The 15,948-nt window shown below is 62.7% G+C and carries 16 protein-coding genes and 1 pseudogene; 6 read left to right on the forward strand and 11 right to left on the reverse strand.

The annotated features are described in order from the left end of the window. Window positions 1–591 precede the first annotated feature (591 nt). Window positions 592–1,590: a hypothetical protein gene (locus EOA32_RS08765; protein ID WP_128371509.1), complete on the forward strand. Its 999-nt coding sequence runs from the start codon at window positions 592–594 to the stop codon at window positions 1,588–1,590. Between the two features lie 651 nt (window positions 1,591–2,241). Then, window positions 2,242–2,786 (forward strand): annotated as a pseudogene (locus EOA32_RS08770) (arginase family protein); the annotation flags it as partial. 80 nt (window positions 2,787–2,866) lie between these two features. Here EOA32_RS08770 and EOA32_RS08775 read toward each other — a convergent pair. Then, complete coding sequence (locus EOA32_RS08775; RefSeq protein WP_067321326.1) at window positions 2,867–3,103, reverse strand: hypothetical protein; 237 nt, start codon at window positions 3,101–3,103, stop codon at window positions 2,867–2,869. A gap of 201 nt (window positions 3,104–3,304) precedes the next feature. Here EOA32_RS08775 and EOA32_RS08780 point away from each other — a divergent pair, with 201 nt between their 5' ends. Further along, entirely contained in the window at window positions 3,305–4,822 is a 1,518-nt protein-coding gene (locus EOA32_RS08780) for a winged helix-turn-helix domain-containing protein (protein ID WP_245430610.1), read from the forward strand. 23 nt (window positions 4,823–4,845) lie between these two features. Here the strand turns inward: EOA32_RS08780 and EOA32_RS08785 are convergent, their stop codons facing one another. Further along, a complete protein-coding gene (locus tag EOA32_RS08785; RefSeq protein ID WP_095825420.1) occupies window positions 4,846–5,238 on the reverse strand; it encodes a GFA family protein in 393 nt (130 codons plus the stop codon). A gap of 655 nt (window positions 5,239–5,893) precedes the next feature. On the opposite strand from EOA32_RS08785, the gene EOA32_RS39740 reads away from it, so the two are divergent. After that, on the forward strand, window positions 5,894–6,256 hold the full coding sequence (locus tag EOA32_RS39740) for an outer membrane beta-barrel protein (RefSeq protein ID WP_245499210.1): 363 nt from the start codon (window positions 5,894–5,896) through the stop codon (window positions 6,254–6,256). A gap of 56 nt (window positions 6,257–6,312) precedes the next feature. Here EOA32_RS39740 and EOA32_RS08795 read toward each other — a convergent pair whose 3' ends face one another. From EOA32_RS08795 to EOA32_RS08815, 5 genes are all read right to left on the reverse strand, one after another. Then, entirely contained in the window at window positions 6,313–6,723 is a 411-nt protein-coding gene (locus tag EOA32_RS08795) for a hypothetical protein (RefSeq protein WP_066989746.1), read from the reverse strand. A gap of 3 nt (window positions 6,724–6,726) precedes the next feature. After that, window positions 6,727–7,602: an aldose 1-epimerase family protein gene (locus EOA32_RS08800; protein ID WP_095830108.1), complete on the reverse strand. Its 876-nt coding sequence runs from the start codon at window positions 7,600–7,602 to the stop codon at window positions 6,727–6,729. Between the two features lie 207 nt (window positions 7,603–7,809). Then, a complete protein-coding gene (locus tag EOA32_RS08805; protein WP_066989741.1) occupies window positions 7,810–8,526 on the reverse strand; it encodes a Bax inhibitor-1/YccA family protein in 717 nt (238 codons plus the stop codon). A gap of 38 nt (window positions 8,527–8,564) precedes the next feature. Next, entirely contained in the window at window positions 8,565–9,338 is a 774-nt protein-coding gene (locus EOA32_RS08810; protein ID WP_095830109.1) for an anti-sigma factor, read from the reverse strand. Next, window positions 9,335–9,856, reverse strand: a complete 522-nt coding sequence (locus EOA32_RS08815; protein WP_245418591.1) for a sigma-70 family RNA polymerase sigma factor — start codon at window positions 9,854–9,856, stop codon at window positions 9,335–9,337. The genes EOA32_RS08810 and EOA32_RS08815 overlap by 4 nt, the downstream gene beginning before the upstream one ends. Before the next feature lie 187 nt (window positions 9,857–10,043). Here EOA32_RS08815 and EOA32_RS08820 point away from each other — a divergent pair, with 187 nt between their 5' ends. Further along, a complete protein-coding gene (locus tag EOA32_RS08820) occupies window positions 10,044–11,228 on the forward strand; it encodes an amino acid aminotransferase (protein ID WP_128371511.1) in 1,185 nt (394 codons plus the stop codon). 82 nt (window positions 11,229–11,310) lie between these two features. Next, the gene (gene mazG / locus EOA32_RS08825; RefSeq protein ID WP_066989727.1) at window positions 11,311–12,147 is read left to right on the forward strand and encodes a nucleoside triphosphate pyrophosphohydrolase; all 837 of its coding nucleotides are present in this window, start codon (window positions 11,311–11,313) and stop codon (window positions 12,145–12,147) included. On the opposite strand, the gene hflX is transcribed toward mazG, so the two are convergent. The 4 genes from hflX to EOA32_RS08845 form a co-directional block, all read right to left on the reverse strand. Continuing rightward, a complete protein-coding gene (gene hflX / locus EOA32_RS08830; protein ID WP_128371512.1) occupies window positions 12,144–13,532 on the reverse strand; it encodes a GTPase HflX in 1,389 nt (462 codons plus the stop codon). The genes mazG and hflX overlap by 4 nt on opposite strands. Continuing rightward, window positions 13,533–13,778, reverse strand: a complete 246-nt coding sequence (hfq, locus tag EOA32_RS08835) for an RNA chaperone Hfq (protein WP_066989720.1) — start codon at window positions 13,776–13,778, stop codon at window positions 13,533–13,535. A gap of 143 nt (window positions 13,779–13,921) precedes the next feature. Beyond that, window positions 13,922–14,785 carry a D-amino-acid transaminase gene (locus tag EOA32_RS08840; RefSeq protein WP_128371513.1) on the reverse strand — a complete coding sequence of 288 codons (864 nt, stop codon included), beginning with the start codon at window positions 14,783–14,785 and terminating at the stop codon, window positions 13,922–13,924. A 156-nt stretch (window positions 14,786–14,941) separates the two neighbouring features. Further along, on the reverse strand, window positions 14,942–15,948 hold a 1,007-nt coding region (locus EOA32_RS08845; protein WP_145971278.1), incomplete at its 5' end, for a sigma-54 dependent transcriptional regulator.

Here is a 15,948-nt window from a genome sequence, read left to right on the forward strand (position 1 = left end):
CCGCCTCGAGCGCCTTAATCAAAATCATCAACTCCGCAAGCTGGTGGCGGTGCACGTAACCGAAAACGTGCACCCTGTTCGCCTGCGCCTTGTTGTCTCTAAACCGTTGTTGTCTCAAGCGGTTTTGGGCGGTTTTCGTCGCCCTATAGCAGGCCTCGCACTTCGTGCTGCGCCACCCGCGCGGCCTCGGTTTGGTCTGTTCACACTGCTTGCAAAACAGCGTGTCGATGTTGCTCGTTGTCTGAGGTGTGATCACTTGTTTAAGACTCCATTAACCCCGGCGTTGGTTGTAACGCGGCTTAGTGCATTCACTGCACTTGCGCGTTTTAAGGTTCACCGTGCGGCGATGGCCGCACACCCTGCACAGAGGGAACAGTTTGATTTTCATATGGCACGGCCTCCTTTGCCGGTGCCTCCCGTATACCCGTTAGCTGTAACGCTAGCAATCCCCCTGCCGCTCCATTCAAAGTGGGCTGTAGGCAGGGGGATTGCGGGGGTTGACGGCGGCGCGCGAATTTCATATTCGCGCGCGCCCACATGCATCTTGTCGTCTAATGCAGTTACTCAACACCCTAATGCGGGTGGTCGGTAATGTGCGGCTCTCCGATCCGCCTGGACGACGGCACCGAATTGGGGTGTCGTAAATGTTGGCAATGCCTCAAGCAAAAATCCCAAGACTGGGTTGGTCGCTGCATTGCCGAAAGTCGAACTGCCGATGCAAGCCGGTTCGTCACCCTGACCTATGGCGGCGGTGATCACCCTGCAGCGCAGTTCCTGACTTATGAGCATGTGCAACGTTGGCTGGTCGAGGTCCGACGTAAGGCCAAGGTGCGCTACCTCGCCGTAGGCGAATACGGCTCCGAAAAGGGCCGCGCGCACTGGCACGTGCTCCTGTTTTATGAAAGCGGCAAGGTGCCGCAAGTAGAGCTTAACAAGCGTATCACCCATAAAATGTGGCCACATGGCTTTAGCCAGTGGGAAGAAATATCCACACAAGCTATCCGCTATTGCGTCAAGTATGTGCAGAAGGATAAAGGCGCGCTAGAAAAGCAGGCCAAATTTGCGCTCTCAAAGCGCCCTGCCCTCGGCGCAAAATACTTTGAAATGTTGGCCGCGAAATATGTTGATGCTGGTCTATCGCCTAAAGAACTGGCGTATAGCTTCCCTGATGTCATCAACAAAAAGACAAAGCTGCCGGAAACTTTCCGGCTTCCGAAGCAGTCGTTTAGTGCTGCTCACTTCATCGAAAGCTTTGTCCGTCTTTGGCGAGAAAAGAACGGCAACGACCGTTGGCCGTCCTCTGAACTGGTCGATTATTATCTAGACCGTGAAGCAGCCAAAACGCCGCTCGATCTTGGAAAAGAGCGGTTTGCCGGTAGAGTGCCAAAGCCCGAAAGGGCTCCGCCGCATGGCACTGACCCTGTTTACAGTCCGACCGTTAACGCGTACTTCTCGGATACGCCGATTGCTCGGCTGTGGTTCTATCGAAACAATACAGGGGACTTAGTATGGCACGAAAAGCTAGGCAAAGCCGGGAACGCCGTTCGCAACGGTCGTATAGTACTGAAAGGGCTACGTCCCGACGGATAAACGGTCGTGCCGTTGTCGAGAGGTCGGCGGGCGTAGGACACTCTGCCCGCGCCTCGGCGTCGGCAAGTCTGCGCGGTCGCATGGCCCAGCTTCCTGCCCTTCCAGAGCAGAAGCGCGTACGGGCCGAACAAGCGATCCGTCGCCAAATAGAGCGCGGCGAAAGCCGTCGCCGTGCGCTTGTCCAAGCGCACGACAGCCGCCGCGCGGCTGGGCTCTCAGCGCCAAACGAAAGTGGCAAGCGCAACCTGTCCCGGCTCAAAATCTCCGAGGCCTCATCCAAGCCGCTTCAAAGGGCCGCAACGTCTCAAGCGAAGCTTTCACCCTCGGTGCGTGACGACAAACGGCCCCACTGCAAGGCGCGGCCTCGGAACAATACGCCACAAGGCGGAAAAGGGTCGGGAAAACGCTTTGTCCCGTGGTGTTCATAAGGCCACGTGGCCTATTCACAAGATTGTGAGTGGACTAGTTGACGGAAGTCCGCAAATCAGATCGAACAAGCAACGGGAAGTAGCATTCCCGTTCGCAAAAGTTTCGCAGCGAAACAGCATAATCTATCTTATGCGACTTTCTGATATGGATCACGTAGAGGCGATAAATCGATCCTATCGACGTGCCCCTCGCCGCGAGAGCTCACATTCGGACTATTGAACAATGACCTCTTCATCTTCCTTTCTTGGCTTTCCCGATCGCCTCGCCGGAGGCTGCGCGCCTCGCATGGTGATCTACGGTGCCGGTCATGCAGCACCTATCCGGGAAAGGACAGCAGCGGCCATGCTCTGGCCGCCGACGCCATCCGCGCTGCGAGCCAGGACGATGCGCCGCTGGTCGAGCATTGGGATTTCGATCTCGGCGGTCCATTGTTCGACGGCAAGGCGGTCTGCTGCGTCGATGCCGGCAACATCTCGACCGTCATGCACGATAATGAGAGAAACCGGGCGCGGATCGAGGCGAAGACGCGCGAGGTCCTGGCCGCGTCGGCCGTGCCGATCCTGCTCGGCGGTGACGATTCCGTGGTCATTCCCTTTCTCGCCGGCTTTGCCGGTCACGGACCGGTCTGGATCCTGCAGATCGACGCGCATATCGACTGGCGCGACGAGGTCTATGGCGAACGCTACGGCTATTCGAGCCCGATGCGCCGGGCGAGCGAGATGCCGCATATCGCCGGCCTCGTGCAAGTCGGCCTGCGCAGCGTCGGGATGTCGCTTCGAGCTCATGCAGGACCTCCCTACCCCGTGGGACTGCGCTGCCGGCATCAGCGTTGACGCCACATCCGCGTTTATCTTTGCCAGAAGGGCAGCTTGGCGATCTCTTCCTCGGCCTGCTCTTTCGTCAGTCCGATATCGTCGATCAGATGCGGGTTGGCCTCTGATATCCGCTTCAGATCCCAGCGAAACCGTATCTGCTCGCGCCGGGCCGCGATCATGCCTCGCAGGGTCTGCAGGCTGTAGCGCCGGCGCGATGCCTGCCCGACCAGCGTTGCCAGCTGCGGGATCGATGCAAACGTGTCGTTCATGGCAACCTCCTATGGTTTGCGGCCCCATGCTTTTCGAGTTGGGGCCTTCCACCTGATGTGGTTGGATTCTGCAGGATGCGGGCTGCGCCGTAATTAAGCGCATCCAAATAGTTCTCAAAACTTCCAAATCGGCCTGAGCGGTTCATCGGACATGACGAACTGCTCTACCCGTCTCACACTTTTCCTGGAATTGCTCTATAGATGCGCCGCATGCAGGGATCGCGCTTTGCCTTCGGCCCGTACGTGCTTGATTCAGCTGCGGGAACGTTGCTTCGGAACGATGTCCCCGTGGCCGCCGGCTATCGGGGGCTGAAGCTGCTTGCCGCGCTCGTGGAACGTCCCGGCGAAATCCTGGCCAAGGCCGAGCTGATGGACGCGGCATGGCCGGGCACGGCCGTCGAGGAAGGCAACCTCACCGTCCAGATCGCGCAGCTCAGAAAGCTGCTCGGCCCCGCCGCCGACGGCGGTGAATGGATCGCTACGGTGCCGCGCGTCGGCTATCGCTTCACGGGGGTCATCGAACAGCTTGGCGAGACGAAACGAAAACCTTTGCCACTGCCCGGCAAGCCTTCGATAGCCGTGCTGCCCTTCGTCAATTTCGGCAATGATCCCGAGCAGGAATCCTTCGCGGACGGGTTGACCGAAGACCTGATCACCGACCTGTCCAGGAACGCGGGACTGTTCGTCATCGCGCGCAACTCGGTCTTCGTCTACAAGGGAAAGCCGATGGATGTGCGCGCGATCGCCGAGGACCTTGGCGTGCGTTACCTGCTTGAGGGGAGCGCAAGGCGCGCCGCGGGGCGTGTGCGCATCAACGCGCAGCTTGTCGACGCGGTGAGCGGTGAACATCTGTGGGCGGAACGCTTCGATCGCAGTCTGGAAGATATTTTTGCCGTCCAGGACGAGGTAACGGCCAAGATCGTGGAGGCGCTGCTCGGCCGGCTGCGCACGCAGCCGCCGCGCAATCGGCCCAAGAATCTCGAGGCCTACGATCTGTGCGTGCGGGCGCGAAAACTGATCGACGACTCGCCTCAGACGGCGCGGGAGGCGCATCTGATGCTGACGCGCGCGGTCTCGCTCGATCCGGAGTATGCCGAAGCCTATCGCTGGCTCGCCATGAACCATTGGATGGGATGGGTGCATTGGGGCGAGCCCGTCGACCCCAACCGGAGCATTGCCTTGGAGCTGGCCCGCAAAGCCGTGACGATCGACCCAAACGACGCCGGCTGCCGCTGGGTGCTTGCCAACCTGCTTGCCTATGAGCATCGCTTCGGCGAGGCGGATGCCGAATTCGCCAAAGCGTTCGAGCTCGATCCGAACGAGGCCGACGCCTGGGCGACATTGTCCGACATCGAGGTCCTAGCCGGGCGGATCGAAGAGGGCCTCGAGCATATTCGCAAGGCGTTCCGGCTGAACCCGTTTCCGCCGAGTTGGTACTATCTCACGCTCGGCGCCGCGCAATATGCGGCCCGCGACTATGAAGCCGCCATCGAGACGCTGCGCCGGGACGAGACCTATCGGACCAGCTCACGCCGTTTCCTGGCGGCAAGCCTTGCGCAGCTCGGCCGGTTCGAAGAGGCGCGCGCGGAGGTCGAGATGTTCCTTATCGCCAACCCGCATTTCACGACCAGCCACTGGGTCTGGACCGAGCCGTTCCGCGACGACGCGATGCTCGAGCATTTCGTTGACGGGTTCCGCAAGGCCGGGCTTCCGGACTGACGGCCAGAATGGAATGGCGCGACCTATTCTTCGAAGCGGCTCGTCGCCTCGCGATCGCGCTCGTATCGCTTGCTGACTGGAAACGGCGGCAGCCACGACTCGCGACGGATGATCCAGCTTTCGTAGGTCGGGGCTAGCTGGTCTGGGGCGTCCAGCGTCCCGAGATGCACTTCGATCTCGTCCGCGGTGCGTGCGAAAACGGACGAACCGCAGCGCGGACAGAAAAACCGCCCGGCATAGTCGCGCGTCTCACCGTCGATCGTAACCGCGTCCTGAGGGAATACCGCCGAAGCATAAAAGAGCGCGCCATGATGTTTGCGGCAATCGAGACAATGGCAGATGCAGACCCTGTATGGGCGGCCCGACGCCACAAGTCGGACATTACGACACAGGCAGCCGCCGGTGAATCGGTCCATGTTGCGTCTCCTTCAAATCATGTGGCCGGAATGTTTACAACGAAGCGTGTTGCGCCGTCGATGCAAGCTGCGCCAGCCTTTCGGCTGGCGCCCTGCCCGTCGGCGCCGCATGTCTTCGGCGGCCGTCGCCATCAAGGTTGATACAGTCTCAATTTGCAACCTTTGATTTTATCGCTGTGCGACATAATCGTCACAGCTTAGCCGGCGATACCTTGCTATGATCGCGCTCTCAATGGGGTCTGATTTGGGTCGGAGGAACATTCAGTGAGAACTTTTCTTGCAATCGCCGCGCTGGCTGGGCTCAGCGCGACTGGGGCTTCGGCTGCGGACATGACCGGTCCGGTCGCCGGCTCGGCTTACGACTGGAGCGGCTTCTATGCCGGCGCGCATATCGGCGTCGCCAATGGAGATATCACAGCCACCGACGTCGCGCAGCCGAACGGCGGCTTCTTCACGGATCTGGTCCCCGCCGGAACCGAGGGGTTCCATTTCCGCGACACCAACATAGCTGGCGGCGTGCAGGTCGGCGCTCAGTACCAGTGGAACCAGTTCGTGTTGGGCGGCGAAGCCTCATGGACCGCAACGGGGATCAGGAAGACGATCGTCAGTCCATACTTCCCCGATAGCGATACCGAGACCGGCAGGATCCAGCATTATGACGGTGGTCGGCCGGATCGGCTACGCGTTCGACCGTGTCTTGGTCTATGCGAAGGGCGGCTACGCCGGCGGCGAGGTCGGTTTCAAAGCGCGCGACAACGACGCCCTAGTCACATACGAGCAGAACGACTGGCACAACGGCTATGCGCTGGGTCTCGGCATCGATTACGCCCTCACCGACAAGCTGAGCCTTGGCGTGGACTACACTCATATTGATCTCGGCTCCAAGACCAGCACCGGCCCCAATGTGTTCGACGACGGTTCGCTGGGGGCCAATCCCGAAACTTACAAGGTCAAGGCCAGGGCCGACGTGGTCATGGCACGGCTAAGCTATAAGTTCGCCGCAAGCGAACACAACTAATCGACTGAATTAGCTGAGGTTTCTTGCTCGGCTAGCGCGCCGGGCCTGTCCCGCGATTAAAAAAACCCATCGAGAAAAGCCGCCGTCTCACGCGAGATGCCGACGATCTTGTTCGTCGCCTGGCGATAGAATTTGAAATTGAGCTCCGTCTCCGGCCGGCCGTCCTTCCAATCCTTGAAGCGCTTGAGCTCGTCGCGGCCCAACCGCCTGGTCGCCAGGGCGGCGCGACGGATGGAAACGCTAACACGGGGCGTCTGCCGTTCAAGATCGGGTCGTTTCGCAATTGCCTGCGAGGACATGACGACACCTCGCGCGATGAGCCCCTGCCCGCCTTCGTTTTCGCTGGCGAACACGAAGATCGTGTCGCCTTCGGCGATATGCTTGCCGCCATACATGGTTTTCTGCGCCGCGAATGAGAATGTCCCGGCCAGCGGATCCTTGACCTCGGCCTTGATCGCGAACGCCATGCCTCACGCATCCCGGCTGATGGTGATCCGGTAGGTCAACTTGCGCTTGGCGCCTGGCGGGATCAGCATCACGCCCGGCTTGTCGGCGAATTCGCCGTCGAAATCGACCGGGCTTGCAACGCCATGCCAGGGCTCGATGCAGAGGAACGGCGCGCCGCCGGGCTTGGACCAGATGCCCAATTCGTTGAATCCCTGCCACGACATTTCGATCGCCGGCCCCCGCCCGGCGGCATAGCGCACGCTGGTGCTGGCGGGCCGGTCCAGAATGACGGCGTCGTCATCGAACAGCCGCTCGGAGAGGGCAAGCGTCTTGCCCTCGACGGGCGTTGGCTGCGGCGTCGCCAGCATGAGCCCGTCCTTCAGGCGCCGTATCGGAGCGGGTTCATCGTCGGCAAAGGTCAGCCGGTAGGCTTCCTTGGGCAATTCCGGCAGCAAAGGCCAGTTGAAGGCCGGGTGGGCACCGACCGAGGCCGGCAGCACCTCGTCGCCTGTGTTGGCGACCTCGAAGGTCACGCCAAGCTGGCTGGGGCCGAGGCTGTAGCTTATGGCCAGCCGAAAGGCGAATGGGTAGCGGGTGCGGGTCTCGGTGTCATCGGTCAGGACCAGCGTGCAGGAGGAAGGTCCCTGCTCCACCCAGGCAAAGCGCCTGTCGCGGGCGAAGCCATGCTGCGTCATTGGATAGGCTTTGCCGCGATGGCGCAACTGGTCGCCTTTCAGCCGGCCGACTATCGGAAACAGCACCGGCGAATGACGCCGCCATTCAGGCCCCGCCTGCCACAGAAGTTGCGTGCCTTCGGCATCGCGCAAGGAGACCAGCTCGGCCCCCTGCCCGACGATGGTCGCCGAGATGCCGTCACCGTCAAGCGTCAGCTGTTCCATGCGTCCTCGCGACTGGCTGGTCGGGCCGGCAGGCTAGCAAAAGGCCTCGCCTGAACTCAAGGGCAGCAGGCAGTGCGGCACCCCCTCAAGCAGCCGCCGCAAACGACCGACAGCGTTGCCACGCCAGACACGATGCCAAAAGACAAACCGTGGCCAGCGGTTTACCCGTCGGCCACGGTTCGAAGCTGTTGCCTGCTACGGTCCGGACTATTCGCGTTCGCCGGTGAAATTCAGCAGCAGCTGGAAGATGTTGATGAAGTTGAGATACAGCGAGAAGGCGCCGAAGACGGCGAGCTTCTGTTGCGATTCCGCGTCGAAATTCTCGGCATACTGCTCCTTGATCGTCTGCGTGTCCCAGGCGGTCAGGCCGATGAAGACGGCGATGCCGATCACGGAGATGGCGAACTGCAGCGCGGTCGAGCCGAGGAACAGGTTGACGAGGCTCGCGATCACCACGCCGATCAGGCCCATGATCAGGAAGGACGAGAACTGCGTCAGGTCGCGCCTGGTCGTGTAGCCGTAGAGGCTGGTGGCGCCGAACATGGTGGCGGCGATGAAGAAGGTGCGCGCGATGCTGGTGCCGGTGAACACCAGGAACACGGAAGCGAGCGAAAGGCCCATGACCGCGCAGAAGGCCCAGAACATCGCCTGCGCGCTCGCCGCCGACATTGTCTGCATCTTGAAGGAGAAGAACATGACGAAGGCGAGCGGCGCCAGCATCACCACCCATTTCAGCGGCGTGGAGAAGATCGGGACGTAGAGCGCCGGCGTCGAGGCCACAACAAGGGCGACGAGGCCGGTCACGACGAGCCCGAGGCCCATATAGTTGTAGACGCGCAGCATGTGCCGGCGCAGGCCCTCGTCATAGACGGCACCGGCCCGAACGCCGGTGCCCATTCGGTATCCAAGATTAGGGCTGTTCATTTCGTTTCTCCTTGGTTTGGTCGGTTCGATTGGCTGCTTCAATAGAGAGTGCGGGCGAGCTTTTCGGCGGCCCGGTCGAGATCGCCGGCATCGCCTTGTCCGACGACGGCGTAAGCGACCTCGCCGATCTGGAAATAGGCGGACGAGATATCGCCCAAGGGCGCGACGCTGGGCTTCACGACGTCGAAGGTGCCTGGCCTGATCGCAAACAGCGACACCAGCCCGAGGTCCTTCGTTTCGAGTGCCATCTCGACGCTCGGCCCGAACCGCGACGGATAGATCTGAACATCGCGGATCCGCCAGTCGTCGGGCAATGACGGCATGACGATCGCGGTCGCGGCGCGGATCTCGTCGGCATCGTAATTCGGCGCTTCGGCCTGGGACGGCATCGTCTCACGCACCAGCGTCGTCCGGTGCGCGCTCACCGCTTCCTCGACATAGGCGGGCGGCTGCGTCGACGCGACCACCTTGCTGACAGCAATCGGCCCGAAGACGCCGTTCGCAAGCCACCCCGCCGCCACCAGCACGGCGGCGGCCGCGGCGCGCCGCAGCACGGAAAAGGCACGGTCCCTGACAAGCACCCTCTCCAGCCGACGCGCCGCGTCGGTCGTCGCCGGGCGCGCCATTGCGCCTGGCCCGGCCAGCGCCACGCGCAACTCGTCGCGCGTTCTGAGATCCGACATCACACGCGCAGCCACTTCGGGACGAGCGGACAGGAACGCCTCGACCTCGATGCGGCGGGCGACGTCGAGCTGATCGTCGACATAGGCGTCGAGATCGGCATCGGTCACCGGATCGACGATGGCGGTCATGATTCACCTCCCACGATCCTCAGGTGATTTTTGCCGCGCGCCGGAGCGCCCTGCTCCATCTCGCGCAGCGCCGCACGAGCGCGGCCGATGCGCGACATCAGGGTTCCGAGCGGGACGCCACTGACGTCGGCGGCCTCCGCGTAGCTCAACCCTTCGATGGCGACGAGATGCAGCGCGGCGCGCTGCTCTTCCGGCAGCGACAGGAAGGCTTCGCGCACCTGCGAAAGGCGCACCGAATGGTCCTGGGACGCCGGCATGTTTTGCTCGGCGAGACGGCCTGCCTGCTCAATGCGCGCTGCCTCGGACCGCCGCGAGCGCATGCGGTCGATGAAGATGTTGTGCAGGATCGCCAGCAGCCAGGCGCGCGGGTTGCCGCCCGAACGAAAGGTGCCGCGCCGCTCATAGGCGCGCACCAGCGCGTCGTGGACCAGATCCTCGGCATCGGCGCTGTCGCGCGTCAGCGAGCGTGCGTAGCGCCGCAGCGAGCCCAACTGCCCGACGATATCGAAGCGTGCCATCGACCGTTTCATGCCCTGTTTACGGACCATGTGGGGATTTTAATCCCTGGCTGCCGTTTCTTTCTGCGATTCCCGCGAGGAGTTGCGCCGGCCTCGGGAGAGCCAGGACCGAATGGGCAAACGGAGGAAACCGCTGGCGAAGCGCGGCCGATTTGCGTATCACTCCGCCGCCACTGGAGCCCTATCGATGTTCGAGACCCTGCAGCCCGCGCCCGCCGACAAGATCCTTGCTTTGATCGGCCTTTACCGCGCCGACACGCGCCCCGGCAAAGTCGACCTCGGTGTCGGCGTCTACAAGGATCGTGACGGCAGGACGCCGGTGATGCGGGCCGTGCGCGAGGCCGAGAAGCGGCTGCTCGCGGCCCAGGACACCAAGACCTATCTCGGCCTCGCCGGCGACACCGGCTTCAACGCCGCCATGATCAAGCTTGCCTTCGGCGAGAAGGCCGATCATTCGCGCATCCGCGCAGCGCAGGCGCCGGGCGGATCGGGCGCGCTCAGGCTGGTGGCCGAGCTTCTGCAGCGCACGCGCCCAGGCGCGACGGTGTGGCTCTCCGATCCGACCTGGCCGAACCACCTGCCGGTGATGCGCGCCGCCGGCCTACAGGTGCGCGACTATCCTTATTTCGACGCTGTTTCCGGCGCTGTCCGTTTCGACGACATGCTGGCGGTGCTCAAGACCGCCAATAGCGGGGATATCGTGCTGCTGCATGGCTGCTGCCATAACCCGACCGGTGCCAACCTGGATGCTGCGCAATGGGCGAACGTTGCCGACGTTCTGCTTGAGCGCGGCCTTTTGCCTTTCGTCGACATCGCCTATCAGGGCTTTGGCGAAGGGCTCGACGCCGATGCCGCCGGCCTGCGGCTGCTCGCCGGCAAGGTGCCCGAGATGGTCGTCGCCTCGAGCTGCTCGAAAAATTTCGCCGTCTATCGCGACCGCGTCGGTTCCGCCATGATCATGGCCAAGGACGGCGCACAGGCCGACGTGGCGATGAGCCAGATGCTGGCAGCGGCGCGAGCGCTCTATTCGATGCCGCCGGACCATGGCGCTGCGGCCGTACGCATGGTGCTGGAAGACGCCGATCTGAAGAAGGTCTGGGAGACGGAACTCGAGGAGATGCGGCTGCGCATGCTCAGGCTGCGTGTCGCCTTCGCCGAGGCGTTGCGTCGGCAATCCAACTCCGATCGCTTCGATTTCGTCGCCAGCCATCGCGGCATGTTCTCCCGCCTGGGGCTCACCGAAGCGCAGGTTGAGCGGCTGCGCACCAAGCACGCCGTCTATATGGTGGGTGACAGCCGCATCAATGTGGCAGGTCTGCCTGAGGACGGCATGGACGAGCTCGCCAAGGCGATCGTTTCGGTGCTCGACTGAGCGCCGGCGCAACTGTGGACAATCGGCTTTTGCCAGCCGGCGGGATTGGTTGCCCGCCGCGGCGCGCGCTAGGGTTTGTTGCATGAAACCCTCCAAAGACATCTCCCGTCTGATCGAGATCATGGCGGCACTGAGAGCGCCGAAGACCGGCTGCCCCTGGGACATCGAGCAGAACTTTTCCACCATCGCCCCCTACACGATCGAGGAAGCCTATGAAGTGGCGGATGCGATCGCGCGCGGCGACTTCGACGATCTGCGAGAGGAACTGGGCGACCTTCTGCTGCAGGTCGTCTACCACGCGCAGATGGCGCAGGAGATTGGCGAGTTCGCGTTCGGCGACGTTGTCGAGGCGATCACCACCAAGATGATCCGCCGTCACCCGCATGTCTTCGGCGACGAGAAGGCGCGCAGCGCCGGCATGGCCAAGGGCATGTGGGAGAAGATCAAGGCGGTGGAGAAGGCCGACAAGCGCAACGCCCGCATCGCGCGCGGCCTCGACCCGGAAGATCACGGCAAGGGCTATCTCGATAGCGTGCCGGTTGCGCTCCCTGCGCTGACCCGCGCGTTGAAGCTGCAGGAGAAGGCTGCGCGCGTCGGCTTCGACTGGAGCGAGGCAGCACCCATCCTCGACAAGATAGAGGAAGAGATCGGCGAGCTGCGCGAGGCGCTGGTCACGGGCGACGCGGCACCCATCAAGGATGAGTTCGGCGACATGCTGTTTGCCGTCGTCAATCTCGGCCGCCATTTGAGACTTGATGCCGAAGCCGCGCTGAGCGGCACCAACGAGAAGTTCCGCTCGCGCTTCCATTATGTCGAGCGGGAGTTGGAGGCTTCCGGGAGGTCGCTGGAACAGGCGACTTTGGACGAGATGGAAACCCTCTGGCAGCAGGCCAAAAACGCAAGAAAAGCAGCGGTCTAGCCGTGGTTCCTGCGGTTCAGCCGGGTCTCGATCTCCTGGCGGGCGCTGTGCGTGGCCGTCAGTGAGATGGTGACGCTGCCGTCCTCATTGTCGCTCCGCGAGACGACATCGCCATTGCGATAGAGCCAGTCGACCTGGCCGAGCTCAGCGGGGCTCAACGTCACCGTCATCGTTTCCAACTCGCCCGACACTCTGGCCTCGATGAGCGCCTTGAGCGCATCGATCCCCTCGCCGGTCGCTGCCGATATCGCGATCGGCGGCGCCTTGCCGCCGGCGCTCTCGGCAAGCAGGCGCTCGCGATTGCCTTCGTCGAGCAGGTCGATCTTGTTCCACACCTCGATCACGCGGCTGGTGTCCGCGGCATCGACGCCGAGATCGCCAAGGATGCGCTCGACATCCTCGGCCTGCGCTGCCGTGTCCGGATCAGAGATATCGCGCAGATGCAGCACGAGATCGGCCTCGACGACCTCTTCCAGCGTCGCCCGGAAGGCCGCGACCAGATGAGTCGGCAAGTCCGAGATGAAGCCGACCGTGTCCGACAGGATGATCGGCGTGCCGTGCGGCAGGCGCACGCGGCGCAGCGTCGGATCGAGCGTGGCGAACAGCATGTCCTCCGCCAGCACCCCTGCCCCGGTCAGCCGGTTGAACAGCGTCGACTTTCCGGCATTGGTGTAGCCGACGATCGCAACTACCGGAAATGGCACCTTCTTGCGTTTTGCGCGGTGCAGGTCGCGGGTGCGGCGAACCGTTTCCAGCTCATGTTTGAGCTTAGTGATCTTGTCCTGCAGGATCCGCCGGTCGGATTCGATCTGCGTTTCGCCGGGACCGCCCAGGAAACCCGCGCCGCCGCGCTGCCGTTCGAGGTGGGTCCAACTGCGCACCAGCCGACCCTTCTGATAGTTGAGATGCGCCAGCTCGACCTGCAGGGTGCCTTCCTTGGTCCTGGCGCGCTCGCCGAAGATCTCGAGGATAAGCCCGGTGCGGTCGAGCACTTTGGCGTTCAGTTCCTTCTCGAGATTGCGCTGCTGCACCGGCGTGAGCGGATGGTCGACGATGACCAATTCCGCCTTGCGTTCCTTCACGATGTCGGCGAATTCCGCCACTTTGCCGCTGCCGAGCAGCGTTGCCGGGCGGGGATCGGTGACCGTCACCACCGCGGTGTGGACCGGGTCCAGGTCGATGGCGCTGGCAAGCCCGACCGCCTCGTCGTGGCGGGCATCCGCCGAGCGGCTCAGGCGCGGGCGGCTCGAATCGTCATCGCCCCGCGGCTGGCGCGCAAGCACCGGCACAATGACAACGGCCCGGGTCGGATCCTTGGCTTCCGGCCCGAGTTGATGTCCTTGTTTCCCGCGAACTCTGCGGTCCGCGTCATGCTCACGTGCCAATCAGGCGCCCTGGCCTTCCTCGCCATCAAACATCTGAACCGGCTGGCTCGGCATGATCGTGGAAATGGCGTGCTTGTAGACGAGCTGGGAATGCCCGTCGCGCCGCAACAACACACAGAAATTGTCGAACGAAGTGACCACGCCGGTCAGCTTCACACCGTTGATGAGAAAGATGGTAAGTGGATTTTTGCTCTTGCGAACTGAATTCAGGAACAGGTCCTGAAGGTTTTGCGATCGTTCCGCCATTGTTTTTGTCTTTCGCCGATCCCCTTCGGTCTGCAGGCCAATGCGCCAAATTACGCGGCGCCTGTCAAGCGCGCAAACCCCCTCTTGCCGCCTAAACGACAAGCAGAACGAGATAGTTGAGGTTCATTCCACCTTTGCGGTTATCAGGCTGGACTTTTTTCCGCAATGTCAAAAAATGCCTGCCGCAACGAAAGTGTCATGGAACCGGGGTGGCCGTTTGCGATCGGCACGCCGTCGATTTCGACTACCGGCATGGCGATCGTGGTCGCGGAACTGATGAAAGCCTCGCGCGCTGCCTTGGCTTCGGCGATCGAAAACCCACGCTCCTCGATCTTCAGACCGAGCTTTTCGGCGACGTCGAACAGTGTCGTGCGCGTGATGCCGCGCAGGATGCCGTGTTCGGCCGGCCGCGTCACCAGAACGCCGTCGCGGGTGACGATCCAGGCATTGGACGAGCCGCCCTCCTTGACCGTGCCGTCGGAGTCGACGAACCAGGCCTCCTGGGCGCCGGCTTCCTTGGCCTTCTGCTTGGCGAGCACATTGGCAAGCAGGCCGGTGCTCTTGATGTCGACGCGGTCCCAGCGATTCTCCGGGACGGTGATGACCTTGATGCCGGTCTCAACCCGCTTGGCGGCAGCAGAGGGGTCGGCCTTCCGGGCGGTTATAACCAAGGACGGGCGGGTGCCGACTGCGGGAAAGACGAATTCACGGCTGGCGACGCCGCGCGTCACCTGGAGATAGACGAGGCCGTTGACGACGTTGTTGCGGCGCACCACCTCGCGCAGCAGCATCGGCAGGACGCCTTCCGAGACGGGCCATGCGATCGACAATTCCTTGAGCGAGCGCTTGAGCCGGGCCAGATGGCGCGGCATGTCGACGATAAAGCCGCGCGCCACCTCGCAGACCTCATAGACGCCGTCAGCGAACTGATAGCCGCGATCCTCGATATGGACGCGGGCGTCGGCATGGGCAACGTAGCGCCCGTTGACATAGGCAATGCGCGGCATGGGCTACCTCAGGGAAATGTCCGGCTCTCTTAAGCGATTCCGCCGCTGCCGTAATGAACAATCGCGTGGGCCAGCCGGCTTTGGGCAATTCCAGACGGAATGGTACGGCGAAGCCGCCGACCCCAACCGGCGCTGCCCACTTTTCCTGGATTGCCTTTACACGCCCAGCGACTTCAGCTTGCGGTGCAAGGCTGATCGCTCCATGCCGATGAACTCGGCCGTCTTCGAGATGTTGCCGCCGAAGCGATTGATCTGGGCGATCAGATAGTCCTTCTCGAATTGCTCGCGCGCCTCGCGCAGCGGCAGCGCCATGATGTGCTGGTCCGACTGGTTGGGGGTGCGCGGCATGACGTCGCCGATCTCGGAGGGCAGAAGGTCAGCGGTGATCGGCGCGTCGACGTCGCCGCCTCGCGCCAGGATCATCAGCCGCTCGACATTGTTGCGCAGCTGGCGCACGTTCCCCGGCCAGTTGTGCGCCTGCAGCACGGCCAGCGCGTCGTCACCGATGCGGCGCGGCTTGATGCCGGCCTGACGCGCGATCTGCTTCATGAAATTGTCGACGAGATACGGAATATCCTCTCGCCGTTCGGCGAGACCCGGCACAGTGACGGGGACCACCGCCAAGCGATGATAAAGGTCCTCGCGGAAGCGGCCATCGGCAATCATGGCCTCCAGGTTTTGCGCTGTGGAGGAGATGATGCGGACGTCGACCTTGACCCGCTTTGTGCCCCCTACCCGCTCGAACTGCTGCTCGACCAGCACGCGCAGAATCTTGTTCTGCGTCTCGCGCGGCATGTCGGCGACCTCGTCGATGTAGAGGATGCCGCGATGCGCCTCCTCCAGCGCGCCGACCTTGCGTTCGGTGCCGTTCGATTCGGTGCCGAACAGCTCGATCTCCATGCGTTCCGGCGTGATGGTGGCGGCGCTCAGCGTCACGAACGGCCCGTTCTTGCGCGCCGAAAGCGCGTGGATGGCGCGCGCCGTCAGTTCCTTGCCGGAACCCGACGGTCCGATGATCATGATGCGGCTGTTGGTGGGCGCGACACGCTCGATGGTCTGCCGCAGTTGGCTCATCGCTGACGACATGCCGATCAGGTCGAAGGTCTCGCCGCTGCGCAGCTTGAGGTCCGAGACCTCGCGCCGCAATTTGGAAGTTTCCAGCG

Source organism: Mesorhizobium sp. M1A.F.Ca.ET.072.01.1.1 (assembly GCF_004023325.1).
Lineage (GTDB): Bacteria > Pseudomonadota > Alphaproteobacteria > Rhizobiales > Rhizobiaceae > Mesorhizobium.